Annotated in this window: 23 protein-coding genes and 2 tRNA genes; 22 read left to right on the top strand and 3 right to left on the bottom strand. The window is 71.0% G+C overall.

Annotated elements, in window-relative coordinates; all coding sequences use genetic code 11:
• Positions 1–335 precede the first annotated feature (335 nt).
• The 7 genes from rplU to AC07AZ_RS20620 all read left to right on the top strand — a co-directional run bounded on the left by rplU (position 336) and on the right by AC07AZ_RS20620 (position 10,540).
• Entirely contained in the window at positions 336–656 is a 321-nt protein-coding gene (gene rplU, locus AC07AZ_RS20590; protein ID WP_030601628.1) for a 50S ribosomal protein L21, read from the top strand.
• A gap of 14 nt (positions 657–670) precedes the next feature.
• Positions 671–925 carry a 50S ribosomal protein L27 gene (gene rpmA / locus AC07AZ_RS20595; RefSeq protein ID WP_478849712.1) on the top strand — a complete coding sequence of 85 codons (255 nt, stop codon included), beginning with the start codon at positions 671–673 and terminating at the stop codon, positions 923–925.
• Between the two features lie 129 nt (positions 926–1,054).
• The gene (gene obgE / locus AC07AZ_RS20600; RefSeq protein WP_478849714.1) at positions 1,055–2,491 is read left to right on the top strand and encodes a GTPase ObgE; all 1,437 of its coding nucleotides are present in this window, start codon (positions 1,055–1,057) and stop codon (positions 2,489–2,491) included.
• Positions 2,492–2,925: 434 nt separating this feature from the next.
• On the top strand, positions 2,926–4,476 hold the full coding sequence (locus AC07AZ_RS20605) for an alkaline phosphatase D family protein (RefSeq protein WP_478849716.1): 1,551 nt from the start codon (positions 2,926–2,928) through the stop codon (positions 4,474–4,476).
• Positions 4,477–5,257: 781 nt separating this feature from the next.
• Entirely contained in the window at positions 5,258–6,757 is a 1,500-nt protein-coding gene (locus AC07AZ_RS20610; RefSeq protein WP_478849718.1) for a D-ribitol-5-phosphate cytidylyltransferase, read from the top strand.
• Between the two features lie 158 nt (positions 6,758–6,915).
• The gene (locus tag AC07AZ_RS20615; protein ID WP_478849720.1) at positions 6,916–9,057 is read left to right on the top strand and encodes a hypothetical protein; all 2,142 of its coding nucleotides are present in this window, start codon (positions 6,916–6,918) and stop codon (positions 9,055–9,057) included.
• Between the two features lie 259 nt (positions 9,058–9,316).
• The gene (locus tag AC07AZ_RS20620) at positions 9,317–10,540 is read left to right on the top strand and encodes a glycosyltransferase family 2 protein (protein ID WP_478849722.1); all 1,224 of its coding nucleotides are present in this window, start codon (positions 9,317–9,319) and stop codon (positions 10,538–10,540) included.
• Positions 10,541–10,782: 242 nt separating this feature from the next.
• Here AC07AZ_RS20620 and AC07AZ_RS20625 read toward each other — a convergent pair whose 3' ends face one another.
• The gene (locus AC07AZ_RS20625) at positions 10,783–12,192 is read right to left on the bottom strand and encodes a polysaccharide pyruvyl transferase family protein (protein ID WP_478849724.1); all 1,410 of its coding nucleotides are present in this window, start codon (positions 12,190–12,192) and stop codon (positions 10,783–10,785) included.
• A gap of 215 nt (positions 12,193–12,407) precedes the next feature.
• Between AC07AZ_RS20625 and proB the strand changes: the two genes are divergently transcribed.
• From proB to AC07AZ_RS20650, 5 genes are all read left to right on the top strand, one after another.
• Positions 12,408–13,535: a glutamate 5-kinase gene (gene proB, locus AC07AZ_RS20630; RefSeq protein WP_478849726.1), complete on the top strand. Its 1,128-nt coding sequence runs from the start codon at positions 12,408–12,410 to the stop codon at positions 13,533–13,535.
• Positions 13,536–13,743: 208 nt separating this feature from the next.
• On the top strand, positions 13,744–14,199 hold the full coding sequence (locus AC07AZ_RS20635; RefSeq protein ID WP_478849936.1) for a hypothetical protein: 456 nt from the start codon (positions 13,744–13,746) through the stop codon (positions 14,197–14,199).
• A 61-nt stretch (positions 14,200–14,260) separates the two neighbouring features.
• Entirely contained in the window at positions 14,261–15,547 is a 1,287-nt protein-coding gene (locus tag AC07AZ_RS20640; RefSeq protein ID WP_478849728.1) for a glutamate-5-semialdehyde dehydrogenase, read from the top strand.
• Positions 15,548–15,744: 197 nt separating this feature from the next.
• Complete coding sequence (locus AC07AZ_RS20645) at positions 15,745–16,323, top strand: SCO2584 family spore wall biosynthesis protein (protein WP_478849730.1); 579 nt, start codon at positions 15,745–15,747, stop codon at positions 16,321–16,323.
• Positions 16,324–16,423: 100 nt separating this feature from the next.
• Complete coding sequence (locus tag AC07AZ_RS20650) at positions 16,424–17,494, top strand: SCO2583 family membrane protein (RefSeq protein ID WP_478849732.1); 1,071 nt, start codon at positions 16,424–16,426, stop codon at positions 17,492–17,494.
• 87 nt (positions 17,495–17,581) lie between these two features.
• Here AC07AZ_RS20650 and AC07AZ_RS20655 read toward each other — a convergent pair whose 3' ends face one another.
• Positions 17,582–18,703, bottom strand: a complete 1,122-nt coding sequence (locus AC07AZ_RS20655) for a M48 family metallopeptidase (protein WP_478849734.1) — start codon at positions 18,701–18,703, stop codon at positions 17,582–17,584.
• 103 nt (positions 18,704–18,806) lie between these two features.
• On the opposite strand from AC07AZ_RS20655, the gene AC07AZ_RS20660 reads away from it, so the two are divergent.
• From AC07AZ_RS20660 to AC07AZ_RS20690, 7 genes are all read left to right on the top strand, one after another.
• A complete protein-coding gene (locus AC07AZ_RS20660; protein WP_478849736.1) occupies positions 18,807–18,968 on the top strand; it encodes a hypothetical protein in 162 nt (53 codons plus the stop codon).
• A gap of 110 nt (positions 18,969–19,078) precedes the next feature.
• Positions 19,079–19,243 (top strand): hypothetical protein, encoded by a 165-nt coding sequence (locus AC07AZ_RS20665; protein ID WP_192583393.1) that lies wholly within the window; start codon positions 19,079–19,081, stop codon positions 19,241–19,243.
• Positions 19,244–19,325: 82 nt separating this feature from the next.
• Positions 19,326–20,090: a nicotinate-nucleotide adenylyltransferase gene (gene nadD, locus AC07AZ_RS20670; RefSeq protein WP_478849739.1), complete on the top strand. Its 765-nt coding sequence runs from the start codon at positions 19,326–19,328 to the stop codon at positions 20,088–20,090.
• A gap of 16 nt (positions 20,091–20,106) precedes the next feature.
• Positions 20,107–21,915, top strand: coding sequence for an LCP family protein (locus tag AC07AZ_RS20675; protein WP_478849741.1), 1,809 nt, complete (start codon positions 20,107–20,109; stop codon positions 21,913–21,915).
• A 99-nt stretch (positions 21,916–22,014) separates the two neighbouring features.
• Positions 22,015–22,458, top strand: coding sequence for a ribosome silencing factor (gene rsfS / locus AC07AZ_RS20680; RefSeq protein WP_478849743.1), 444 nt, complete (start codon positions 22,015–22,017; stop codon positions 22,456–22,458).
• A complete protein-coding gene (locus AC07AZ_RS20685; RefSeq protein WP_478849745.1) occupies positions 22,455–23,135 on the top strand; it encodes a histidine phosphatase family protein in 681 nt (226 codons plus the stop codon). The genes rsfS and AC07AZ_RS20685 overlap by 4 nt, the downstream gene beginning before the upstream one ends.
• A gap of 108 nt (positions 23,136–23,243) precedes the next feature.
• Positions 23,244–23,316, top strand: a tRNA-Ala gene (locus AC07AZ_RS20690).
• A 55-nt stretch (positions 23,317–23,371) separates the two neighbouring features.
• Here AC07AZ_RS20690 and AC07AZ_RS20695 read toward each other — a convergent pair.
• Positions 23,372–24,277: a helix-turn-helix transcriptional regulator gene (locus tag AC07AZ_RS20695; RefSeq protein WP_478849747.1), complete on the bottom strand. Its 906-nt coding sequence runs from the start codon at positions 24,275–24,277 to the stop codon at positions 23,372–23,374.
• A gap of 213 nt (positions 24,278–24,490) precedes the next feature.
• Here AC07AZ_RS20695 and AC07AZ_RS20700 point away from each other — a divergent pair, with 213 nt between their 5' ends.
• From AC07AZ_RS20700 to AC07AZ_RS20710, 3 genes are all read left to right on the top strand, one after another.
• Positions 24,491–25,855, top strand: coding sequence for an MFS transporter (locus tag AC07AZ_RS20700; RefSeq protein ID WP_478849749.1), 1,365 nt, complete (start codon positions 24,491–24,493; stop codon positions 25,853–25,855).
• A 246-nt stretch (positions 25,856–26,101) separates the two neighbouring features.
• On the top strand, positions 26,102–26,335 hold the full coding sequence (locus AC07AZ_RS20705; RefSeq protein WP_003976229.1) for a hypothetical protein: 234 nt from the start codon (positions 26,102–26,104) through the stop codon (positions 26,333–26,335).
• 174 nt (positions 26,336–26,509) lie between these two features.
• Positions 26,510–26,582: transfer RNA gene (locus AC07AZ_RS20710), tRNA-Ala, on the top strand.
• The last annotated feature ends 146 nt before the right edge of the window (positions 26,583–26,728 follow it).

The following is a 26,728-nucleotide window of genomic DNA, read 5'->3' on the forward strand; positions in this document are numbered from 1 at the left end:
ACAAGAGACTCAAATCCTGCGACCGCGAGGCAAAACCACACACACCCACCCCCCCCCCCCCCCCCCCCCCCCCCCCCCCCCCCCCTGTTCGGGTCCGTTCGCCCGGTGCCCGAGGGGCGCCCGGCAGGGTTGTCGGGGCGGTCCGCCGGGTCCGCAGAGGGCTCGGTTTGACCCTTGTGGGAGCGGGACCGTAGTCTTGACCGTCGGCGTGTTCCCTAGGCGCCGCATCCCCGTAAACCTCATCCTCCAGGGCACTGAGTGCTCCGGAGAGGCCGCTCGCGTGCCGGGCGGCTGGACTGCGGGGATCCCGTTCCGAGCGAGAGAGTGAGATCCGCGTGTACGCCATCGTGCGCAGCGGTGGTCGCCAGCACAAGGTTGCTGTCGGCGACATCGTTGAAGTTGACAAGATTTCCACTGCCAAGGTTGGCGACACGGTCGAGCTCTCGACCCTGCTCGTGGTCGACGGCGAAGCCGTGACCAGCGACCCGTGGGTGCTGGCCGGAATCAAGGTCCAGGCCGAGGTCGTGGACCACCACAAGGGTGTCAAGATCGACATCCTGCGCTACAAGAACAAGACCGGCTACCGCCGTCGTCAGGGCCACCGCCAGCAGTACACGGCGATCAAGGTCACTGAGATCCCCGCGGCTGCGAAGTAAGGGACTGAGAACAGATGGCACACAAGAAGGGCGCATCGTCCACCCGGAACGGTCGCGACTCCAACGCTCAGCGGCTCGGCGTGAAGCGCTTCGGCGGTCAGGTCGTCAACGCCGGTGAGATCCTGGTCCGCCAGCGTGGCACCCACTTCCACCCCGGCGCGGGCGTCGGCCGTGGCGGCGACGACACGCTGTTCGCGCTGCAGCCCGGTGCCGTGGAGTTCGGCACCAGCCGTGGCCGCAAGGTCGTGAACGTCGTTCCCGTCGCCTGACACAGGGCTTGACCGAACGGCTTCGTCGCGCGAGGCGGACCTCACTTCCCGGGTGGGAAGGCGGGTCCGCCTTTCGCGTGTTAGAGCAGTAGACACAATCGTACGTTTTGAAGTGCTGGAGGCACCCACATGACCACCTTCGTGGACCGCGTCGAACTGCATGTCGCCGCGGGTAACGGGGGTCACGGCTGTGCCTCCGTCCACCGTGAGAAGTTCAAGCCCCTCGGCGGGCCCGACGGCGGCAACGGCGGCCGGGGCGGCGACGTCATCCTCACGGTCGACCAGTCCGTCACCACGCTCCTCGACTACCACCACTCGCCGCACCGCAAGGCCACCAACGGCAAGCCCGGCGAGGGCGGCAACCGCTCCGGCAAGGACGGCCAGGACCTGGTCCTGCCGGTGCCGGACGGCACCGTCGTGCTGGACCGCGCGGGCAACGTGCTCGCCGACCTGGTCGGCCACGGCACGTCCTACGTCGCCGCGCAGGGCGGCCGGGGCGGACTCGGCAACGCGGCGCTGTCCTCGGCGCGGCGCAAGGCCCCGGGGTTCGCGCTGCTCGGGGTGCCCGGTGACCTCCAGGACATCGTCCTGGAGCTGAAGACGGTCGCCGACGTGGCGCTGGTCGGCTACCCGAGCGCGGGCAAGTCCTCGCTGATCTCCGTGCTCAGCGCGGCGAAGCCCAAGATCGCCGACTACCCCTTCACGACGTTGGTCCCCAACCTCGGTGTGGTCACCGCGGGCGAGACCGTGTACACCATCGCCGACGTGCCGGGACTCATCCCTGGCGCCAGCCAGGGCAAGGGGCTCGGCCTGGAGTTCCTGCGGCACGTCGAGCGCTGCAGTGTCCTCGTGCACGTGCTGGACACCGCGACGCTGGAGTCCGACCGCGACCCGCTGTCCGACCTCGACATCATCGAGGCCGAGCTGCGCGAGTACGGCGGGCTCGGGGACCGGCCCCGGATGGTCGTCCTCAACAAGATCGACGTGCCGGACGGCAAGGACCTCGCCGAGATGGTCCGGCCGGACCTGGAGGCGCGCGGCTACAAGGTCTTCGCGGTGTCGGCCGTCGCGCACACGGGTCTGAAGGAGCTGTCGTTCGCGCTCGCCGACGTGGTCGGCAAGGCGCGGGCGGCGAAGCCGCAGGAAGAGGCCACACGGGTCGTCATCCGGCCCAAGGCCGTCGACGACGCGGGCTTCACCGTCGTACAGGAGGAGGACGGGCTGTTCCGGGTGCGCGGCGAGAAGCCGGAGCGCTGGGTGCGGCAGACCGACTTCAGCAACGACGAGGCCGTGGGCTACCTCGCGGACCGCCTCAACCGGCTCGGTGTGGAGCAGGAGCTGATGAAGGTCGGGGCCCGCTCCGGCGACGGTGTCGCCATCGGCCCCGAGGAGAACGCGGTCGTCTTCGACTGGGAGCCGACCGTCATGGCCGGCGCGGAGATGCTCGGCCGCCGCGGTGAGGACCACCGTCTGGAGGCCCCGCGACCCGCCGCCCAGCGACGCCGGGACCGGCAGGCCGAACACGACGAGGCGGCGCAGGAGTTCGAGGACTTCGAACCCTTCTAGGCCGGCGGGGCCTCCGGGTTCGTCGAGCGTCTCCAGAACCGGCGGGGCTTGCGGTTCGGTGAGCCTCTCGGGAGTCGGTGGGCCCTTCCGGTTCGGTGAGGTTCCTGGTCCGGCGAGAGCCGGACTTCGGCGGCGGGCGTGCCTTCGGGCGCGCCCGCCGCTTCGTGTTGTCGCCGGGTGAACCCCCCGCGGACGGCGGGGTGACCAGGCGGCGGGGCGGTCGGGCGGCGAGTCGTGCTCGGCGGTGCGAGTGGAGACATGGCGGGGCACCGGGTTCGTCCACTGACCGCTCTCACCGGCCGACCGGTTTTCCGTTGTCTCCCAACTGTCTCCCAACTTGTCATGCACGCGAGCCTCTGCGTTCAGCGGTCGGACCGTCCCGAAGCGTGAGCTTCCACGTGTCCATGTGGCCAGCGACGCAAGGGAGTTCCCCGATGACCGGAGCAACCACCCCCGACCGACGCCGCTTTCTGACCGCCGGTGCCGCGGTGCTCGGCGCCACCGCCTCCGCCCAGCTGTGGCTGCCGGCCGCCGCCCGCGCGACCGAGACCCCGTTACCCGAGGGCGTGTTCAGTCTCGGCGTGGCCTCCGGCGATCCGCTCCCCGACGGCATCGTGCTGTGGACGCGGCTCGCTCCCGACCCGCTGAACGGTGGCGGCATGCCCGACCGTGCGGTGCCGGTGCGGTGGGAACTGGCGGAGGACCCGCGCTTCAAGAAGGTCGTACGCCGGGGCACCGCCCAGGCCGAGCCCCAGTACGGGCACAGCGTTCACGTGGATGTACGGGGACTGCGCCCGGGCCGCGTCCACTGGTACCGCTTCCGCGCGGGCGGCCAGCTCTCACCCGTCGGCCGCACCCGCACCGCCCCGCACCCGTTCAGCTCCGCCGGCACCCTGCGCGTCGCCCTCGCCTCCTGCCAGAACTGGCAGCACGGGTACTTCACGCCGTACGCCGACATGCTGGAGCAGGATCCCGACCTCGTGCTGTTCGTCGGCGACTACATCTACGAGTCCGCGCCCTCGGCCACGGCGGTGCGCCGGCACGAGGGGAGCGGTGAGCCGTACACGCTGACGCAGTACCGCAACCGGTACGCGCAGTACCGCTCCGACCCGGACCTCGCCGCGATGCACGCGAACGCCCCCTGGGTGGTCACCTTCGACGACCACGAGGTCGACAACGACTTCGCCGGCGAGGTCCCGCAGGACCCGGACAAGCAGGCGCACGACGCCTTCGTGACCCGGCTGACGGCGGCCTACCAGGCGTACTACGAGCACATGCCGGTGCGGGCGACGGCGATCCCGGACGGCCCGCACATCCGGATGTACCGCCGTCTGGAGTTCGGCGGCCTGGTCCGGCTCAACGTGCTGGACACCCGGCAGTTCCGCGGCGACCAGGCGACCAGCCAGGCCGGCGCCCAGGACCCCGCGCTGACCATGCTCGGCGCCGGGCAGAAGCGGTGGCTGCTCGACGGGCTGCGCCGCTCGCCCGCCCGCTGGAACCTGATCGCCTCGCAGATCATGATGGCCGAGACCGATCTCAAGGTCGGTGAGGGCAAGCTCTGGTACTACGACGCCTGGGACGGCTACCAGGCCGAGCGCAACGCCCTCCTGCAGGAGTTCCGCAACGTCCGCAACCCGGTCGTGCTCAGCGGCGACCGCCACCTGACGATGATCAGCGACCTGAAGCAGGACTTCGCGGACCCGGCCTCCGCCGTGGTCGGCGCGGAGTTCGTCGGCACCTCGATCGCCAGCAACGGCGACCAGGACCAGGCGGCCTTCCACGCCCAGTTCGACCCGCTGCGGGCCGACAACCCGCACTGGAAGGTGATCGACGCCCACCGCGGCTACCACCTCTTCGACATCCGCCGCGACGGCATCGACGCGCGGGTCCGCACCGTGGACACCGTGCTGAAGCCGCAGGCCGTGTCCGGCACGCTGGCCAGGCTCCGGGTCGAGGCGGGCCGGCCGGGTGTGAACTCGGTGTGAGGCCGTGAACCGTGTACGACGGGGCCCGGAACACGGACGTGTTCCGGGCCCCGTCGTGTTCGAGCGCGCCGCTCGCCGCCCCCGCAGAGCCGCTCCGGGCCACTCCCGGACTCGGAATGCCGCCGCATCCCGGCCCGGAATACCGGCCCGGATTACCGGCCCGCCATTCCGGAAAAAGAGTTTCCGGGTGAACCGTATTCACGGCCGGTTCACAACAGATCCGTCACGCCCAGGAAGAACTCGTGCCCTCCCGTCACACGGTCACGGGACCGGCGTCGGACACCCCCGGGACGACCGGCCGCGTCACCGGAATGGCCGAAGCCACCCGCGGTAATCCGGCGCCCCGGGTGACCCGCCGGCGCGAAGAACCGGCGACCCCCTGGTCAGGCCCTCCCGCGGGTCCTGCCGGGAGTGCCGACCCCCGGGCCGGCCACACCCCGCAACGGCTCCCGGGGGGACGTCCGGCGACAGGCGGAGCCAGGGCGGTCGGCCGGACGCGATCCGGGGAACCCGTAGAGTGCTCCGGCGGCGCCGCGGGGAATCGCCGCGGCGACCAGAGGCGCGACATTTCGTCCCGCCTCGTCACCCGCCGCGAAACGGACACCTGTGGATTTACTCACAGTAAATTCACGCCACCACCGGACGGTCTCCGCGACCACCAGGAGTGCGAGGTGAATGACAGGTTGCGCGCACATATGCGGTGGACGGCGCTCACCTTGCACTGCGGTAACCAGGAGTGGGACCATTTGCACGTTCCCTGTCGCCCCAAGGTAGGTCACCTGTGTCACAGCACATAGCCAAGCCCCGTACCACCGCAGTGATCCTGGCCGGTGGCACCGGCCAGCGGGTGGGTCTGTCGATCCCCAAGCAGCTGCTGAAGATCGCCGGCAAGGCAGTCATCGAGCACACCCTGACCACCTTCGAGAAGGCCGACTCGATCGACGACATCATCGTGCTGATGGCGCCGGGTTACGTGCCCGACGTCGAGAAGATCGTCGCCAAGGCCGGATTCCGGAAGGTCACGAAGGTCATCGAGGGTGGCTCCACCCGGAACGAGACCACCGAGCGGGCCATCTCCGCCCTCGGCGAGGGACTGGCGCAGGGCGAGGACCGCAACGTCCTCTTCCACGACGCCGTACGCCCCCTGCTGTCACAGCGTGTGATCGACGACTGCGTCACCGCCCTGGAGCGCTTCCAGGCCGTCGACGTCGCCATCCCCTCCGCGGACACCATCATCGTCACGCGCACGCACGGCGAGGACGGCGAGTTCATCACGGAGATCCCCGACCGCGCCCGGCTGCGCCGCGGCCAGACCCCGCAGGCCTTCAAGCTGTCGACCATCCGCCGGGCCTACGAGGTCGCCGCCGGCGACCCCAACTTCCAGGCCACGGACGACTGCTCGGTCGTACTCAAGTACCTGCCCGACGTGCCGATCCACGTGGTCGCGGGCGACGAGTACAACATGAAGGTCACCCAGCCCGTCGACGTCTTCATCGCCGACAAGCTCTTCCAGCTGGCCTCCACCGCCACGCCCGAGCGCAACGGCGAGGAGGACTACCGCCAACTCCTCACCGGCAAGACCGTCGTGGTCTTCGGCGGCTCGTACGGCATCGGCAAGGACATCTCCGAACTCGCCCAGTCCTACGGCGCGAAGGTGTACGCGCTGGGCCGCTCCACCACCGGCACCCACGTCGAGAACCCGGAGGAGGTCGACGACGCGCTGTCCAAGGCGTACGGCGAGACCGGGCGCATCGACTACGTCGTCAACACCGCGGGCGTGCTGCGCATCGGCAAGCTGGCCGAGACCGACAACGCGACCATCGAGGAAGCGCTGAAGGTCAACTACCTGGCCCCGGTCCAGATCGCCCGCTCCTCCTACAAGTACCTCGCCGAGACCAAGGGCCAGCTGCTGCTGTACACCTCCAGCAGCTACACCCGCGGCCGCGCCGAGTACAGCCTCTACTCCTCCACCAAGGCCGCCATGGTGAACCTCACCCAGGCCCTGTCGGACGAGTGGGCCGGTGACGGCATCCGGGTGAACTGCGTCAACCCGGAGCGCACCGCCACGCCGATGCGCACCAAGGCGTTCGGCCAGGAGCCCGCCGGCTCCCTGCTCTCCTCCGAGGCCGTCGCGCGCACCTCCCTCGACGTGCTGCTGTCCGAGCTGACCGGGCACGTCATCGACGTCCGCCAGCAGGACCCGACCGCGTCGGCCGGCGAGGCCACCGGCTTCGAGCAGGCCCTGGCCAGCGTGCTGGACCGTCAGGACGGCGTGGCATAATCAGCAGCAAATAGCGTTCCGTTATTCAGGCCTCTGTGGCTGCCCGTTCGCCGAGCATTCACAGGGGCCTGAATCCGTAAACTCCCGGAGCCTTCACCATTCGCTTTCCGGACTTTTTCTGCTTTAACAACCGGCACCCCTCCCAGAGCAGGTTCTCCGTGATATCCACCGCTATTCGCGTGGCCCGGGTGGGCAGCGCGGCCGAACTGGCCGCGGCGGTCCTCATGATCTTGGGCTACCCCTGCCTCATGCTGGCCGCGCTCGTCCCGAGCGTCCCCGCCTTCGCGGCGGCGACCGCCGTGACGTACCTCGCGGACCACTTCCTGCACCGCAGGAACAGTTACCTGGTCAGCCGCCTCAGCAAGGTGCGGGCCGGCCTGTCGATCCGCTTCCTGATCCGACAGCTGCTCCTGATCCTGCTGCTGGCCCGCCTGGACCTCTCGGACGGCCTGGTCTTCTACGGGGCGATCGCCTGCTTCATCGCCTTCTACGGCCTCCAGGCCCCGCACGGCGCGCTGGTCACCCTGATCCGCAACCGGCGCCGGATGCCGGTCGCCACCCGCAACGTCGACCTGGCCGCCCGTATCCGCATCCCGGACGCCCCGCCGCGGGGCCTGCTGAACCGCTCCGCGGAGAAGATCCTCCACCTCGACCTCGCGGCGGTCGTCGGCCTGCTGGTCTCCGGGGCCACCGACACATCCGTGGCGGCCTTCGTCGGCATCGGCGTCACGCTGGTCCTGGGCACCCTCTACGTCGCCGCGCTGATGCCGTACGTGCGCGGCAGCAAAGTACCGCCGAACGCCGAGCGGGTACTGGCCGCCGTGGACGAGTGGCTGCGCGACTACCGGCCCCAGACAGTGCTCTACTTCTCCGGCTCCAGGGACTCCACCTACCAGGTCAACATGTGGCTGGAGACCATGGAGCAGCTGGAGTCGCGGCCGCTGATCATCCTGCGTGAGCGCGTCATACTGCAGAACCTGGCGCCCACCACGGTCCCCGTCATCTGCGTGCCCGGAGGGGTGCACCTGATGAACATGGACCTGTCCACGGTGCGGGTCGCGCTGTACGCGGCGAACGTCGGAAAGAACATCCACCTTCTGCGCGTGCCGACCATGAAGCACGTCTTCATCGGTCACGGCGACAGCGACAAGCTCGCCAGCGTCAACCCGTTCAGCAAGGTGTACGACGAGGTGTGGACCGCGGGCCGGGCCGGCCGCGACCGCTACGCCATCGCCGACGTCGGCGTCCGCGACGAGGACATCGTGGAGGTCGGCCGTCCCCAGCTCGCGCCGATCCGGACCTCGACGGACGCCTCCGGCACGCCCGGTGACGCCGCCGCCGGCGACCGCTGCCCGACCGTGCTGTACGCGCCGACCTGGGAGGGCTGGGACGACAACCCCGGCAACACCTCCCTCCTGCTCGCGGGCGAGAACATCGTGCGCCGGCTGATCCAGGCCGACCCGCCGGTCCGTGTCCTGTACAAGCCGCACCCGTTCACCGGCACCCGCAGCGCCCAGGCCGGGGCCGCGCACCGCCGGATCACCGCCCTGATCGAGAAGTCGGCCGCCGAGCGTGCCGCCGACCCGCGCTTCGCCGTCGACGCGACCGCCCAGGCCGCGGCGAAGGCCGAACTCGCCCGCGTCCAGGCCCGGATCGCGGAACTGTCCGGCACCGGCGACGAGAAGGGCGACGAGGCCGAGGCCACCCGTGACGGCCTGGTCGACGTCAAGAAGCACGAGGAGATCGCCCGGCTGCGTGTCGAGTGGAACGACGCCTACTGGCGTTCCTTCGGCAGCTGGGAGCACCGGGTCATCACGGGCGCCGAGCCGCGCCTGTACGACTGCTTCAACGTCTCCGACGGCATGGTCTCCGACATCTCCAGCGTCGTCTCCGACTTCATCGCGAGCGGCAAGCCGTACGCGGTCACCGACTCCGCGGAGCTCGGTGTGGAGGAGTTCAAGCGGCAGAACACCGCGGTGCGCGCCGCGGTGATCCTCTCCAACGGCGCGGCCGAGCTGGACGCGCTGCTCGCGGCCGTCCGCGCCCCCGCGTCCGACCCGCTGGCCGGGGACCGCGGCGAGCTCAAGCAGTACCTGCTCGGCCCGGACGAGCCGGCCTCCATCGTCCAGTTCAACACCGCGGTGACGAACCTGGCGGTCAAGGCCGACACCCGCAACGTGGGCCAGGACGCACGGGTCGCCACCGCCGGCGCCGAGGAGGCCGAGGAGATGGCCGACGCGATGCCCGTGCCGCGGGCCGCCTCGACGCCCGGCGACCCGGACGAGGTGGCCGCCGGCTGACCGCTCCCGCTCGCCGATCAGGGGCCCGGCCCCGGGACTTGCTTCCCGGGGGCGGGCCCTTTCGGTGTTCTCGCACCCTCGCTTTACCGTTCGCGCCGTCGCTCTTACCCGCCCGCCCTATCGTGAGGTGAGGCTGTCGCCCGCCGGGTGACCTGGGTCACGGAGCGGTGGGGCACAGGCAACCACCGGCGCTACCGGACCGTCTTCCAGGTAGCCAATAGGTGGATTCGGGGGAAATGTTCCATGACTAGGGGGAAGAGTGACCCTGCCGCAGCCTGATGTGAGCGTGATCATCGGGGCGTACGACGCGATGCCGTATCTGGTGGAGTGCCTCGCCTCGGTCCGGGCCCAGACCCTCGACCCGGCGCGCGTCGAGGTGATCGCGGTCGACGACGGCTCGACGGACGGCACGGGGGAGTACCTGGAGGAGTTCGCGGCGGACGCCCCCATGCCGGTCACGGTGATCCGGCAGGAGAACTCGGGCGGCCCCAGCGGCCCGCGCAACGTCGGCCTCGGCAAGGCCGCGGGGAGGTACGTCTTCTTCCTCGACGCCGACGACCGGCTCGGCCCCGAGGCCCTGGAGCGGATGGTCGCCGTCGCCGACCGCAACGGTACGGACGTGGTCGTCGGCCGTGTCGAAGGCGTCAACCGCGTCGCGCCGAAGTCGATGTGGGGCCGGAACCTCGACCGTACGGACGTCTTTTCCTCCAACATCAAGTTCACGCTCAGCGCGCAGAAGCTGTTCCGCCGCGCCCTGCTGCAACGTCACGGCATGCGGTTCGACGAGTCCCTGTGGACCGGCGAGGACGCGCTGTTCACGATGGAGGCCTATCTGCGGGCCGACGGCGTCTCCGTGATAGCCGACCACACCTGCTACTACCTGGTGGGCCGCACGGACGGCAAGCACGTGACGAAGAAGGGGAGTTACACCCTGCGCTTCGACTCCGCCCGCGCGCTGATGCGCCTGATAGCGGAGATGGTCCCGCCCGGGCCCCGGCGCGACACCCTCATGGTCCGCCCCTTCGTCGTCACCCTGCTCCCGCAGTTCGGCCCCAAGTACCTGAAGGACGGCGAGAACGTCCGGCGCACCAAGTTCGAGCTGGCGAAACCCCTCATGGAGGCGTACTGGAACGACGAGGTCGCCCGCCGCCTCAAGGTCCACGAGCGCCTGCGGCTGCACCTGGTCGCCACCGGCCGGCCCGAACTCCTCGAAGAGGTCGTGGCATTCGTCAGGAGCAAGAAGGCGCCCGCCGCCGTCCTGGAACGCAAGGGCAGCCGCCTCTATCTGGCCTACCCGCACTTCCGCGACCGGACGGCCGGCATACCCGACGCCGTCTACCTCGCCCCGCCCCGCGAGGCCCGCGCGTTCCCGGGCTACCGGGAGGACCGCGTCGACACCCTGGTGCGCCGGGTGGCCCGCAGGGCCCGCCGCATCCTGCCCTCGCGCGAGGGCGGCCCCGGGGACCGGGCGGCGGCGGCATGACCGGCCGGCCGTACGGCTGTCACCGGACGGCCTGCCCGGCGTCCCCGGGAGCGGACCCGGACGCCCCGTCGCGGCGGGACGGCGCGCGGAGTGCCGGCGGCGCGGCCCCGACGCACACATGCGCGTGCCGACCGGTGGTCGGCACGCGCATCTCGGTCCGTCCGGAGTCGTTCCGGACGGTAAGCGTCCTGGTGCCACGACGGGCAGCGTTCGCGACGGGGCGAACGTTGCCCGTCGCGGCACTAGTCGCGGCCCGGCTGGAGGCGCCGCAGCGGGCGGCCGACGGCACGTCGGGCCCGGCGGTAGACCGAGGTCGGCGAAGCGTTCGCGGTCGGCTTGACGGACACCGCGGCCGGTTTGGCCGGCGTCTTGGCCCGCGCCACGTCACGCTTCAACTGCGCGTTGTCCTTCGACAGTTGGGTGATACGGCTCTGCAGGAAGCCGAACCGGGTGGTGAGCGACTCCAGGTCCATGTCATTCCAGGGGCGGATGCCCGCCGGGAAGGACAGCTTGCGCATGCGGGCCTCGAAGGCCGCGCCGCCGTCGCCGTGCGTGAAGGTGTTCTGCAGGCCGTTCTTGTCCAGGAAGCCCGTGAAGCGCTCGAACCGCTCCTGGTGACCGCCGGCCAGCTTGGTGAAGTCGGCCTCCTCGTACAGCCGTGCCGGGTCCAGGTCCTCGGGGATCTGGTCGACGCGCTGGTGCGGGATGTCGAAGTAACGGCACAGCTCCAGCGTCCGCGAGTCGGCGGTCAGCACGGTCGCGGGCGTGCCCGCGAGCAGCGCCGCGATGTTGCCGTGGATGCGGGAGCCGAAGGAATAGTCGAAGTCGCGCAGGTCGTCGATCCAGGTGACCGGGTCGATGTAGATGCGGACCTTGTCCTCGGCGTACATCGGGTGGTCCGGGTGCGACGGCATCCCGGTGACCTTGCCGTTGGGGTGCGACAGGTCCCGCCAGTGCAACTGCTTGGCGTCGCTGAGGTTCTGCGCGATGTACCGCAGGTTCGGGTAGCGGGCGTGGGTGCGGCGGATGACCTTGTCCAGGCCCTGGGTGCGCACCGCGCTGTGCGACCCGTTGATCGCGATGCGGGAGTCGGCGGTCAGCGCCGTCGCCCGCTTGTGCACCGCGAGTTCCTTGCCGTACATGAAGAGGGAGGGGCAGCCGATGACCTCGACGTCCCGGAAACCCATGCCCTTCAGGTACTGCTCCGTGAACTCGCCGCGCACGCCGATGCTGGCGCTCCGGTCGAGCACCGCGGCGACGAACTCGCGTACCGAGGGCTCCATGGCCTTCAGCCGGTCCGGGTTGTAGTCGAGCGAGGACTGCGCCCCCACCCCGACCACGACGACCGGGATCTTCAGCTTGGTGATGAGCCGGGTGAGCTTCTGCAGCGCGGGCTCGAACGACAGCCGGAAGGCGTTGGCGAGTGGTACGACGAACGCGTCGTACTCCTCGTTGATCCGCCCTGCCGCGGTCGGGTCGATCCGCATGCGGTTCGAGACGACCTCGACGTCCGGAGTCTCGAGGATCTTGTGTGCGGCGTCGCTGAAGATCAGGTTGCCGGAGTTGGTGGCGATCACGTCGCGGTGGAGGGCTTCCTCCACAGGGACGACGTCGTAGGGGCTCTTCCCCGATCTGAGGAGTATGCGCTTCACGTGGCGAACTGTAGGTGACACAAACTTCAGATTAAATTTGGATGCTCTTTGATTTCTATGAGCAACCCGCACAACCTTTTTGCCATATGCGGTGCGTGAGTGAGCGGTTACAGCTGTGACATGTCCGCGAGGTGGACCGATGCGCGGCGCCCGCCCCGCTTCGCGTAGATTGCCGGACGGGACGGCCGGACCTACGTGAGGGGACAAAGACCAAGGTGGCAGGCGCACGACAGGCCGTGAACGAGGCCCACCGGATCGTCGTCAAGGTGGGTTCCTCGTCGCTGACCACCGCGACCGGCGGACTGGACGCCGACCGGGTCGACGCGCTCGTCGACGTCCTCGCCAAGAGCCGAAGTGGAGGGGAACGTGAGATTGTTCTCGTTTCCTCCGGCGCCATCGCGGCCGGCCTCGCCCCGCTCGGCCTGCGCCGACGTCCGCGCGACCTCGCCCGCCAGCAGGCCGCGGCCAGCGTCGGCCAGGGCCTGCTCGTCGCCCGCTACACCGCCTCCTTCGCCCGCTACGGCGTACGCGTCGGCCAGGTCCTGCTCACCTCCGACGACATGAGCCGGCGCTCCCACCACCGCAACGCCTCCCGCACCCTCGACCAGCTCCTCGCGATGGGCGCACTCCCGGTCGTCAACGAGAACGACACCGTCGCCACCGACGAGATCCGCTTCGGCGACAACGACCGGCTCGCCGCCCTCGTCGCCCACCTCGTCCGCGCCGACCTGCTGGTACTGCTGTCCGACATCGACGGCGTCTACGACGGCGACCCCGGCAAGCCGGGCACCTCCCGGATAGCGGAGGTGCGGGGACCCGCCGACCTCGCGCACGTCGACATCGGCAGCGCCGGCAGGGCGGGCGTGGGCACCGGCGGCATGGTTACCAAGGTCGAGGCCGCCCGGATCGCGGCGGCGGCCGGCATCCCCGTGGTGCTGACCAGCGCGGTCCACGCGGCCGACGCGCTCTTCGGCGGCGACACGGGCACCTACTTCCACTCCACCGGCAAGCGCTCCGCGGACCGGCTGCTGTGGCTGCAGCACGCCTCCACCCCGCAGGGCTCGCTCACCCTCGACGACGGGGCCGTGCGCGCGGTCGTGGAGGGCCGCAAGTCGCTGCTGCCGGCCGGGATCGCCGGCCTGGAGGGCGAGTTCAGCGCGGGCGACCCGGTCGAGCTGCTCGACGCGGAGGGGCGCGCGGTGGCTCGCGGGCTCGTCAACTTCGACGCCCGGGAGATCCCCCGGCTGATCGGCCGCTCCACCCGGGAGCTGGCCCGTGAACTGGGCCCCGGATACGAACGCGAGGTCGTCCACCGGGACGACCTGGTGCTCCTGCAGCCCTGAGTCCGGCCGGGCACCGGCCGGACAGGTGCCCGAGTGACCCGAAAACGCCGTGAACGTCCCGGCGCGGGCCTTGCCCTGAGGTGGACGTTCCGCAAAACCGCCCCACGAGCCCTTGCGGCCTGCTCAACTTTGTCCCAGGGACCCATCGAGTGCGAGCACTGCCCGGGCACTGCTCGACCGTCGTGTGAAGGAGGCCGTCGTGAGACGAGTGCGCCCTGGGGCGGCGTCCCGCGGTGGTACCCCCTCCCGGGCGGTCGGCGAAGAGCGGACCCTGACGAGTGTGGCGGCCGGCGACCGCTTCGAGGGTGAGCGCCCCGAGGACCTGCCGCGGCTGTGGCACATCACCCTCAGCGTCTCCGGCGAGGAGGCCCCGCTGAAGGAGGTGCGGCGGGCGCTCGAACAACTCGCGCACGACCACCCCTTCCTGCTGACCAGCAGATACGCCAACGACCACGCGGAGATCCGGTACTGGGAGGAGGCCCGCGACCTGCACGACGCGGCCGCCGTCGCCCTGCGCCTGTGGGGCGAGCACCGCCAGACCGCGGGACTGCCGCCGTGGGAGATCGTCGGCCTGGAGGTCATCGACCGCCAGACCTACCACCAGCGCGTCGCCGAGGGGTACGGACCGGCGCCGGCCACCCCTGTCGGAGTTCACCCCTTTTGAGCCCGTCTCGCGCTGTGGAACGACCGGTGGACGCGCCCGCCCGGCGCACTACCCTTTGCTCATGACCACGCTCTCTCCGTACGACTCCATGTCCCCGGTGACCCGGGCCGCCTACCGCGCCAAGGCGGCCGCCGCCGACCTCGCGCCGCTGCCTCGGGCCGACAAGGACGACGCGCTGCTCGCCGTCGCGGACGCGCTGGAGGTCCGTACGAGCGAGATCGTCGAGGCCAACGCCAAGGACGTCGCCAGGGCCCGCGAGGCCGGCACCAGCGAGTCCGTCGTCGACCGGCTGACGCTCACCCCCGAGCGGGTGCGCGCGATCGCCTCCGACGTCCGGGACGTCGTCGCGCTGCCCGACCCGGTGGGCGAGGTGGTGCGCGGCTCGACCCTGCCCAACGGCATCGACCTGCGCCAGGTCCGCGTCCCGCTCGGCGTCGTAGGCATCATCTACGAGGCCCGACCCAACGTCACCGTCGACGCCGCCGCCCTGTGCCTGAAGTCCGGCAACGCGGTACTGCTGCGCGGCTCGGCCTCGGCGTTCGAGTCGAACAGCGCCCTGGTCCGGGTGATCCGCGACGCCGTGGGCGGCGCCGGGCTGCCCGCCGACGCCGTACAGCTGGTGCCCGGCGAGAGCCGCGAGAGCGTGCGCGAGCTGATGCGCGCCCGCGGCCTGGTCGACGTGCTGATCCCGCGCGGCGGCGCCTCGCTGATCCAGACCGTCGTCTCGGAGTCCACCGTGCCGGTCATCGAGACCGGCACCGGCAACTGCCACGTCTACGTCGACGCCCAGGCCGACCTCGACATGGCCGTCGACATCCTGATCAACTCCAAGGCGAGCCGGGTCAGCGTCTGCAACTCCGCGGAGACCCTCCTCGTGCACCAGGACATCGCCGCCGCGTTCCTGCCGCGCGCCCTGGACGCCCTGGCGGAGGCCGGGGTCACCGTGCACGCCGACGAGCGGGTCCTGGCCTACGCCAAGGACTCCAAGGCCACCGTGGTGGAAGCCACCCCGGAGGACTGGGAGACCGAGTACCTCTCCTACGACATCGCCGCCGCCGTCGTCGACTCGCTCGACAAGGCCGTCGAGCACATCCGGCTGTGGACCTCCGGTCACACCGAGGCCATCGTGACGACCTCCCAGCAGGCCGCCCGGCGGTTCACCCGACTGGTCGACTCCACGACGGTGGCCGTCAACGCCTCCACCCGGTTCACCGACGGCGGGCAGTTCGGCTTCGGCGCGGAGATCGGCATCTCGACGCAGAAGCTGCACGCGCGGGGCCCGATGGGACTGCCGGAGCTGACCAGCACCAAGTACATCGTCACCGGTGACGGGCACATCCGGCGCTGAGGACGGCGCGGGGCGCGGCTGATTCCGTACGGGAACACCCGGTCTGGCATATGCGCACGGCGCGTGCTCTCCGCTCGTACCCCGCACCCGTCGCGCGTCCGCCCGGCCTTCCGGTCCGCCTGGGCGGGGCGTCTCAGCAGTCGGATGAATTGCCATATCGTCTGCCCAAATTGACCCCCCAGGTCTACTCTGGAGTCGTGCCGGAGGACGTGGGGGGCAAGCCGTTCCCAGACGGCTGGGAGCCCGACGACGACCACGACCGCGGGGTGTCGGACGAAGAGTTCGCCTCCGTGGTCTTCGACGAGGCCTTCGTACAGGCGGCCGTGGCGCACGAGCCGACCGCCGTCGAACGCCTCCTGGCCGCGGCCCGCGCGAGAGCGGAGGCCTCCGAGGCCGAGGCCCGCCGGGCGCTCGGCAGAGGCGAACACTACGAGCACGGCTTCGGCCCCGACGGACCGCTCGGGTTCGGCCACGATCCCGACCTCGACGACCTGGACGACGCCGACATCCTCGAACGGCGCTACGGCGCCCCCGGGACGTACGGCAAGCACGTCCGCTGGCACCGCCCCGTCGCCTGGATGCTGGCCGTCGTGATGGGCGTCGGCATGGTCGCGCTGGCCTTCGCGGCGGTCTACCGGGGGACGTCCTCGGGCGGCAGCCGCGACCAGGTCCCGCCGCCCGCCTCGACCGGCCTGGAACAGGGCGGCACGACGGCTCCCTCCGCCTCAGCCGACCACTCACGGCCGGCCGTCTCGGCCGTCCCGCGCACACCCTGACCCCGCTTCGGGGGCTTCCCGGCATTTCTGGTGAGAACCTGTCAGAAGTTGTCGTGCAGCGGGGCGTTTACCCGAGGGCCCGGAGACCTACCCTGAAGATATGGGAGGGCCTGGAGAACCACCTGAGGGGGCACCCGAGGGCGGCCCCGGTGGCGCGGAGGACGAGTACCGATCCGTCGTCTTCGACGAGTCGTTCGTCCGCGCTGCCCGCCTCCAGGAGTTCTCCGCACAGGAGCGCATGGCCGACCACGCGCCCGCCGTACGCCGCCGACCGCCCCTGCGCCGGGGCCTGTCCCGGCAGGTCCTGGTCCTCGTCCTGCTGATCGCCGTCGCCTTCGGCACCGCGATCTACATGGGCGTACGGCACCCCTACCAGACCCCCGCCTCCCGGCAGCCCGTGGAGCCGCTGCGGATGACCGTCATCCCGCTCACCCCCGGCGGCAAGGTGCCCGGCCACACCAGCCCCGAGTACCTGTACGCGCACAGCCCCGCCGCCCAGTTCCGCATCGGCGCCGAGGGCATCCCGCTGCCCGCCTCCCGGCGCACCGCGCACTTCTCCGACAGCCAGATCGTCAGCGCCCTGACCACCGCGAAGGACTACGTCGTCCGCTCCTCGCTGTACCCCGAGGTCCTCACCGGGCAGCAGGTGCGCCCCGTGCGGGTGCTCCTCGACAGTGACCAACTCGACCAGTTCGACGAGAGTTTCGCCCACCCGACGGCCGACGGCCGGCACGCGCCGACCGGCTGGCTGGTCCGCTTCGACCCGGCGGGCGCCGAACTGGCCGACTCCAGGATCCGGGTCCAGGGCACCCTCCAGGCAGCCGAGACCGACTCGTCCACCCTGGAGGTCACCGCCGACCACACCTTCGTCTACGCCCTGCGCCCGGCCGGCGCCGACCGCGCGGCCGCGGCCTCGCTGTTCACCGTCCGGCGCGAACTGCACTTCCGCTTCGACCGCGACGACCTGCGCCTGCACACCGCGCAGCTGGCCGTCTCCTACGTCCAGGCGGGCCCCCTGTCCTGCGCCGAGGACTCGACGAACCACCTGCGGCCGCTGCTCGCCGGCCAGACCGCCAAGGCCGGCGGCCCGGCCGGCACGGACCCCTACGCGACCGGAAGCGCCACGGCCCTGTGCGGCTCCCTCGCGACGAGCGCCCAGCCCAGGGTGTGAGCGGCGGTGCCCGCGGGCGCCGTCACCTCCGCAGCGCTCGGCGCCGTCACCTCAGCGGCACTTCCGGGCCGGGTGTGAACCGGGCGGTCAGTCGCGCGGGGGCGGGGTGTCCGAGGGCGGCCCGTCGGTGGGCGGCTGGTCCTGGGACGCGCCGTTGGTGAACCCGCCGAAGCCGCGCCGCACCCTGCCGCCGAGGTCCCCGGCCCCACCGGCCAGGTCGCTGACCAGCTTCATCAGCGGGTCCTTGGAGCTCTTCACCTGCGTGGTGTAGCTCGCCGCCGACTCACGGAATGAGTCGGTGACCGAGGTGTTCCCGTCCTCGCTGCGCCGCGGGTAGTGGCCGTCCATGATCCGCTGGAAGTCACGGGACTCCGACCACTTCTTCAGCTCGGCCGCCCGCACGGTGGTGAAGGGGTGCGAGCGGGGCAGCACGTTGAGGATCTTGAGCACGGAGTCGCGCAGGTCGCCCCCCGCCTCGTACTCCTCGGCCTGTTCGAGGAACGCGTCCACGTTCATCTCGTGCAGGTGGTTGCCGCCCGCGATCTTCATCAGACCGCGCATCGAGGCCCGCAGGTCCTGCCCGACCAGCAGACCCGCCCGGTCCGCGGACAGCTCCGACTTGCGGAACCACTCGCGCAGCGCGGTGACGATCGCCATGATCGCGAGGTTGCCCAGGGGTATCCAGGCCACCTTGAGGGCCAGACCGGTCAGGAAGAGCAGGATGGTCCGGTAGACCGAGTGGCCGGACAGGGCGTGACCCACCTCGTGCCCGACGACCGCACGCATCTCCTCCTCGTCGAGCAGCTCGACGAGCCCCGTGGTGACGACGATGATCGGCTCGTCCAGGCCGATGCACATCGCGTTGGGCCGCGGGTCCTGCGTGACGTACATAGGCGGGACCTTCTCCAGGTCCAGGATGTAGCAGGCGTCCCGCAGCATGTCGTGGAGGTGCGCGAACTGTTGCTCCGAGACGCGCACCGAGTCGGACAGGAACAGCAGCCGCAGGCTGCGCTCGGGCAACAGGCCGCTCAGCGCCTTGAAGACCGTGTCGAAACCGCTCAGCTTGCGCAGCGCCACCAGCGCGGAGCGGTCGGCCGGGTGCTCGTACGCCCGCGAGGAGATCCCCGCGAAGCGCCTGCGCTGCCTGCTCGGCACGTGCTCGTGCCCGCTGTGCTCGTGGCCGTCGTCGTCGGACATGACTTCCCCCATGTGCGTCTGTGGTGGCCGCCTGCGGCCCCTGCGCGCCCCCGAAGCAGAGCCCAGCCTAGGCGGAGATACCTTGGACGGGCAGTACAGCGAAGGAGTCGACGTCATGGAGCACAATCCCGCAGCCACCTGGCTCACCGAGGCCGCGAGCGCCGCCGAGCAGCAGGGGGCGGGCAATCTGCTCCGGGTCGTACTGATCGTGATGATCGTGGGCTGTGTCCTGACCGCGTGGTTCCTGCTGCGGGGGTACAAGCGGAAGGACGACTGAGCCGGCGGGAAGGTTCCCCAACGGTGGAGTCGGCGTGATCGCGGCCGAGGTGCCCGCTTACCATGAGCCGACATCTTTATCCCGCCCACACCGGATAGGTCCTGCCGAAGATGAGCTTCCACAGCACCGCAGCCCAGTTGGTCACCCTTGCCGCCGAGGGCGAGGAGCACGGCGGAAACCACGAGAGCCTCAGCCCCTACCTCACCGGCGGCGGCGCGCTCTTCGTCCTGCTGCTCCTGCTGTGGATCACCACGCGCTTCAACCGCGACCGCTGAGTCCGGCAAAGGCCCCTTTCCGGGCCGGCCCCGGGGATCGCCCGGCCGAGCCTGACAGGCCGGGCCGGTAGGGTCTGCACGCATGGGAGAGCAGGACATGCCTACCGGTCCGGCGAATGACGCGGCGAACGGTGCGGACGACGAGCCGGCGGGTGCTGCCGGGAACCCTCCGGCGAGCGGCGGCACGGGAAGCCGGCCGGCCACCGGCGGCCGCGGGAGACCTCCGGTGACAGGCCCGCGCAACGGCCCCTCCAACCCGGGCAAGCGCCGTCTGGGCGTCATGGGCGGAACCTTCGACCCGATCCACCACGGGCACCTCGTGGCGGCCAGTGAGGTCGCCGCGCGGTTCCACCTCGACGAGGTGGTGTTCGTCCCCACGGGGCAGCCGTGGCAGAAGACCCACCGCGCGGTCTCCCCGGCGGAGGACCGCTATCTGATGACGGTCATCGCGACCGCCGAGAACCCGCAGTTCTCGGTCAGCCGGATCGACATCGACCGCGGCGGCCCGACCTACACCGCGGACACCCTGCGCGACCTGCGCGCGCTCAACCCCGACACGGACCTGTTCTTCATCACCGGCGCCGACGCCCTCGGTCAGATCCTGACCTGGCGGGACACGGAGGAACTGTTCTCCCTCGCGCACTTCGTCGGGGTCACCCGGCCGGGCCACGTCCTGTCCGACGACGGTCTCCCCGAGGGCGGTGTCTCGCTCGTCGAGGTCCCCGCCCTCGCCATCTCCTCCACCGACTGCCGTGCGAGAGTCGCCAAGGGCGATCCCGTCTGGTACCTGGTGCCGGACGGCGTCGTGCGCTACATCGACAAGCGTGAGCTGTACCGCGGCGAGTGAGCCGAGAGGGGCACCGGTGAACGACCGACACGACGCGGGGCACGACGACGACCCCTACGAGGGCGACCGCTACGAGATCGTCGGCTACGACGAGTACGGCCGCCCCGTCTACCAGCAGGTCCCGAGGCAACAGGCTCCGCAGCAGCCGTACGACCCGTACGCGCAGCAGAACCACGGCTACGACCCGTACGCGACGAGCTGGCAGCAGCCCGCGCCCTCCTACGACCCCTACGGCACGGACCGGCAGCAGCCCGCGCCCTCCTACGACCCCTACGCCGCGGGCCGGCAGGCGCCCGCCCCGCCTTACGACCCCTACGCCACGGGTGCGCAGCAGACGGGCGGCCCCGCGACGGCCTACGACCCCTACGGCCAGACCGCCGCGGGCGGCCGGCAGGCCGGTGCCGCCGAACAGACCGCGTACATCCCGCAGCAGGCCGGCCCGGTCGCGGAACCGGGCGGCCCGGTTCGCCCCGCGCCCGGCCAGGGCGGCGAGCAGCAGGGCGAGTACGGCGCCGGGCCCGGGCAGGGCCAGGCAGCCGAACCCGAACGGGACTACCGCACGGAGCAGTTCGCCTTCATCGAGGAACCGGACGCCGAGTCCGAGGACGTCATCGACTGGTTGAACTTCACCGAGAACCGCACCGAGCGCCGGGAGGAGGCCAAGCGGCGCGCCCGCGGCCGCCTCGTGGCCCTGGTCGTCACCCTGGCCCTGGTCGCGGCCGGCGGGGTCGGCTACCTCTGGTACGCCGGGAAGCTGCCCGGTCTGTCCTCCTCCGAGCCGAAGACCGGCACCGCCACGGCGGCGGGCGCCCAGAAGCGGGACGTGATCGTCGTCCACCTGCACAACACCAAGCAGGGCGGCACGTCCACGGCGCTGCTCGTCGACAACACCACCACCAAACAGGCCACCACCGTCCTGCTGCCCAACTCCCTCTCCCTGACCGATGGCGACGGCTCCGCGACCACGCTGGCCAAGTCGGTCGACGACGACGGATCCTCGGGCACCCGCGACGCCCTCGACACCGTCCTCGGCACCGACATCCAGGGCACCTGGCGGCTGGACACCCCCTACCTGCAGAACCTCGTCGACCTCGTCGGCAACATCGAGGTCGACACCGACACCGACGTGCCCGACCCGGCCGCCAAGAAGGGCACCGCGCCGCTCGTGCACCGGGGCAGGGCCCAGACCCTCAGCGGCAAGGCGGCCGTGGCCTACGCCACCTACCGCGCCTCCGGCGAGGCCCAGAACGCCCAGCTGGAGCGGTTCGGCCAGGTCATGCAGGGCGTGATGCGCAAACTGTCCTCCGACCCGGCGGGCGCGACCACCACCGTCCAGACGCTCGCCCAGATCCTCGACCCGCCGCTGACCGACAAGGACCTCGGCGCCTTCCTCGCCAGGCTCGCCGACCTCGCCAAGGGCGGTGACTACAAGACCGCCCTGCTGCCCGTGCGGAGCGACGGCACGCTGAGCGCCCAGACCAGCGCCAGCGTCGTCAAGGACGTGCTCGGCGGTACCGCGAAGAGCCCCGACCAGGGCACCTCGGTCCGCGTCTCACTGCAGAACGCCAGTGGGACCAAGGACAACACCGAGAAGGCCCGCGTGGCGCTCCTCAACGGCGGCTTCACCTTCCTGGGCGGCGGTACGCCGGCCGGCACCCAGGCGAGCTCCACGGTCGTCTACGCGGACGCCGCCGACAAGGAGAACGCCTCCGAGGTCGCCAAGACGCTCGGCCTGCCCACCGGTGCCGTGGCCAAGGGCATGGTCTCCTCGAACGCGAACGTCTCGGTGGTCCTCGGCCAGGACTACCGGCCCTCCGGTTCCTGACCGGCGACGGCGCCCCGGGTGATCCACTGATCGCGTGGGGCGCCGTCGGCCGTCCGTGAGACCCTTGACGTCCAGTGCCCGCCGACGGAAAGCCACGCAGTGACCGCGACCGACCGCTCTCTCGCTCTCATCAACACCGCCGCACAGGCGGCCGCCGACAAGCTCGCCCACGACGTCATCGCCTACGACGTCAGTGACGTCCTGTCGATCACCGACGCCTTCCTGCTGGCGTCCGCGCCCAACGACCGCCAGGTCAAGTCGATCGTCGACGAGATCGAGGAACGGCTCCAGAAGGAGCTCGGCGCCAAGCCGGTACGCCGTGAGGGCGACCGCGACGCCCGCTGGATCCTGCTCGACTACGTCGACATCGTCGTCCACGTCCAGCACAGTGAGGAGCGCGTCTTCTACGCCCTGGAGCGGCTGTGGAAGGACTGCCCCGAGCTGGAACTGCCCGCCGACGCCAAGGCGACCCGCGGCAAGGGCGAGGAGCACGCCAAACTGCGGTCCGACGAGGACGCCGAGGAGTTCGGGGAGCTGCGGTGACTGCCCCCTCGGGAGCCGGCGCCGGGGCCGGCTCCCGGACCAGCCGCGGTCGCCGCGTCATCCTGTGGCGGCACGGCCAGACCGCCTGGAACGTGGAGGGCCGCTTCCAGGGCACCACGGACGTCGAGCTCACCGAGACGGGCGTCGGACAGGCCCGCCGCGCCGCCCGGCTGCTCGCCTCCCTCAAGCCCGACGCGATCGTCGCCTCCGACCTCCGGCGGGCCGCGAACACCGCCGCCGAGCTCGCCGAGCTCACCGGCCTCGAGGTGACCCACGACGAGGGACTGCGCGAGACCTACGCGGGTGTCTGGCAGGGGCTGACGCACCAGGAGATCATCGCCCGGCACGGCGAGGAGTACTCCGCGTGGAAGCGCGGTGAGCCGGTGCGCCGCGGCGGCGGTGAACTGGAGACGGAGGTCGCCGACCGCGCCGCCCCGGTGGTGCTCCGGCACGCCGAGAAGCTGCCCGAGGAGGGCACGCTCGTCGTGGTCAGCCACGGCGGCACGATCCGCACCACCATCGGACGCCTCCTCGGCCTGGAGGCGCGCCACTGGGAGAGCCTCGGCGGTCTCTCCAACTGCTGCTGGTCGGTGCTCGGCGAGGGCGCCCGCGGCTGGCGCCTCCTGGAGCACAACGCCGGCACGCTGCCCGAACCGGTGCTCGGCGACGACGACTGAGCGGCACGGACCGGACCCCGCTGCGGGGTCGGGACCCGGATTTCACTTTCCGGCAGGTCGCAGGCTAAAGTTCTTCTTGTTCGCCCCCGCCGAGCGGGAAGAACACGCGGGGCTATAGCTCAGTTGGTAGAGCGCCTGCATGGCATGCAGGAGGTCAGGAGTTCAATTCTCCTTAGCTCCACACCGTGACACTCTGTTGAGTTGTCAAGGACCGTTTCACGAAGATCCCGTCCCCTTCAGGGGGCGGGATTTCTCGTTCCGTCGCCGCACTCCGCCGCGGAGCGGGCCGGCGACGGAGGCCACAGGCTCTGCCCCCGCTCCCGCAGCAGGGCCGCGCGCCGTGCCGTGTCCTCGTCGGCGGGCGTGTAGACCACGATCCGGCACTCCGGCATGCCGTTGACCGACAGCGACACCGACGTCATCCGCAGCTCGCCCAGCTCCGCGTGCCGGAAGACCTTGACCCGCTGTCCGGGTTCCAGCACGTCGCCGCTCTCCCACAGGCGGGCGAAGAGCGGGCTCGCCGCGGACAGCGCGCGTATGAAGTCCTCCCACGCGGGCTCTCCGGCATGCAGTCCGTACGCGGCGCGCAGGGTCGCCACCATCACGGGCAGCTCGCTCTCCCGGAATCGCAGCGGGCAGTCCTCCTCCGGCACCGTGAACAGCTTCCACAGCGCGTTGGGAGGGCGATCGCCCGGTCTCAGCCGCACCGAGAACAGGTCACGGTAGACCGGGTTGGCGGCCAGGACGTCGTAGCGCGCGTTGTAGACCACCGCCGGGCGCGGCGCCAGGGCGTCGATGATGCCCTGGATCTCCGCGCCCACGCTCCGCACGACGGACTCCGGGACGGCGGCGTACGGCACGTCGGCCAGGTGGTACAGATGCTCCCGCTCGGGTGTGTCCAACCGCAGGGTGCGGGCCACGGCGTCCAGGACCTGCGGGGAGGCGTTGATCGGCCGGCCCTGCTCCAGCCACGTGTACCACGTGACGCCGACGCCCGAGAGCTGCGCGACCTCCTCGCGGCGCAGCCCCGGTGTGCGGCGCCTGAGGCCCGGCGGCATGCCCACGTCCGCCGGTGTCACCCGGGCGCGCCTGCTGCGCAGGAAGGTGGCCAGCTCGGGCCGGCGCCGCTGTGTCGTCCCCATCGTCACACCCCCATACTCGACGGCCGGCCTGTCCGCTGCCAGGTGCTGTCAGTACCAGCATCAGCGGGCACTCGGCACCCTTACCGAAGCGTCGCCAGGCTCGACCCCATGACGACAACTCCCGGGACGGGCCCGGGTCTCGCACCCGTTCCAAGTCCTGCAGCCAGTAAAGCGCCCGCCACTGACAATCGGCCCCGGGCGCTCCTCGCGACCGTGCTCGCCGCCCAGTTCATGGCACTGCTCGACGTGTTCATCGTGAACGTCGCGGCCCCCACGATCGGTTCCGGTCTCCACGCCTCGGGCGCCGACCTGCAACTGGTGATCGCCGGGTACGCCATCACGTACTCCGTGCTGCTGATCACCGGCGCCCGCCTCGGTGACCGGCTCGGTCACGGCCGGGTCCACCTCGCCGGTCTCGCCCTGTTCACCGCCGCCTCGTTCGCCTGCGGCCTGGCCGGCGGAGCGGGCGAACTCATCGTGTTCCGGCTGGTGCAGGGCGCCGGATCGGCCGTGATGATCCCTCAGGTGCTCAGCCTGATCCAGCGCACCTTCACCGGCGAGGCCAGACTGAAGGCCCTCGGCGCCTACTCCGCGGTGATCGCCTTCGGCTCCGCGGCGGGGCAGGTGCTGGGTGGAGTCCTGGTCGACGCCGACCTGTTCGGCACCGGCTGGCGGCCCGTCTTCCTCGTCAACGTGCCGGTCGGCCTGGTCCTCCTGGCCGTCGGCCGGAGGGTGCTGCCACGGGACGGCGCGGTTCCGCGTGAGCGGGGGCGCGGCCTCGACCTGCCGGGTCTGGTGCTCCTCGGATCGGCCGTGTCGCTGTTCAGCGTGCCGCTGGTGCTCGGACAGGAGGAGGACTGGCCGCTGTGGTCCTGGCTCTCCCTGGCCGCCGCCGCGGTCGTCTTCGGGCTGTTCTGCGGCTACGAGTCCCGGCTGGCCCGGCGCGGCGGTGCCCCGCTGATCGCGCCCCGCGTGCTGCGCCAGCCCGGGATGGGCCTGGCCGTACTGCGCGTCATGGCCGCCATGGCCGTCAACGGCGGCCTCCTGTTCGCGCTCACCCTGCATGTCCAGGGCGGCCTCGGCTACAGCCCGTCGCGGGCCGGCCTGGCCTTCGCGCCGACCGCGGTCGTCTTCGGGCTGGTCGGCCTCACCTGGCGGAGCTGGCCGGCCGCCTGGCAGCGCGGTCTCACTCCCGCCGGGTTCACGCTCACCGGCCTCTCGGTGGCGGGCGTGGGCCTGGCGCTGAAGGGCGGCGACCACGGCGGGGTGCCGCTGTACGTCGCCTACGCGGGCCTGGGCGTGGGACTCGCGCTCGCCTTCAGCCCCACGCTCGCGCGCGCGCTGGCCGGGGTCCGGCCCGAGGACGCGGCGGACGCCAGCGGGCTGCTCGCGACGGTCACCCAGCTCGGCCAGCTCATCGGAGTCGCCGCGTTCGGCACACTGTTCCTGAACCGGCTTGAGTCACTCGGGGCCTCCGGGGCGTATACCTCTGCGGAGGCGCTTTTGGCGTGCACGTTCGCGCTGGCAGGGACCGCCGCGGTGGGTGCCGTGGCCGGACTGGTACTGAGGCGTCGCTGACCGTATTGGTCCGGTCGTGGCAGAATCAAACGACCGGAAGGGGGCGCGGCCCGACGGGAGGGAGCAGTGATGCCTGCGAGCATCATCGGGGAGGTCGGCCACCTTCCCGATGCAGCGTCGACACGGGGTACGGTCACCCGTCTCAGCTGCCCTTCCTGCGGTTCTGTCCGGGTCGCCCAAGTCCTCGGGGACAACGGCGGGATCTCCTACGTGTGCACGGCCTGCGGCCACAGCTGGAGCTGATCGATGGGTGCCCACAGGCGAAAGTGCGACTGGTGTGGCAGCGGCACGCCCATTGTCCGGGACATGGAGCCGGTCAACCCCGACTACCAGTACTGGTGCGAGGAATGCGCGCGGGCGCTGATCATAAAGGGTGACCCGATCGAGACGTACCGCGAACTCGAGGGTGAGCCGATCTACGGCCGCCTCCTCGAAGAGCACTGCACGCTCAAGCGGTTCTATTCCTTCGTCACCGCCTGAGGCCGGCGGGACCGCGCGGACGGGTCCCGGCGACCCGGCCGGCAGGGCCGCGCGCGGCGGCACCAGGTCCTCGTACCTGGCGTGTCCGCGCGGAACGGAAACGATTTGGTACTGCACCCGGTGGACCGTGTAATGTTGGCGTCGCCGCCGGGGAGACCGGGCGGAACACCCCAAGGGGCTATAGCTCAGTTGGTAGAGCGCCTGCATGGCATGCAGGAGGTCAGGAGTTCAATTCTCCTTAGCTCCACAGAAGTCGAGGGCGGGTCATCCGAATCGGATGACCCGCCCTCGGCGTGTGTACGGGCTCCCGCCCCCGCCAACAGCGGTGGGGCGCCCGAGGCGGGCGGTCCCCCCGCCGCGTGGTTAGCGGTACCGTGTGTGGCGGCTCCGGGC

Source organism: Streptomyces sp. NPDC043878 (genome assembly GCF_056435735.1).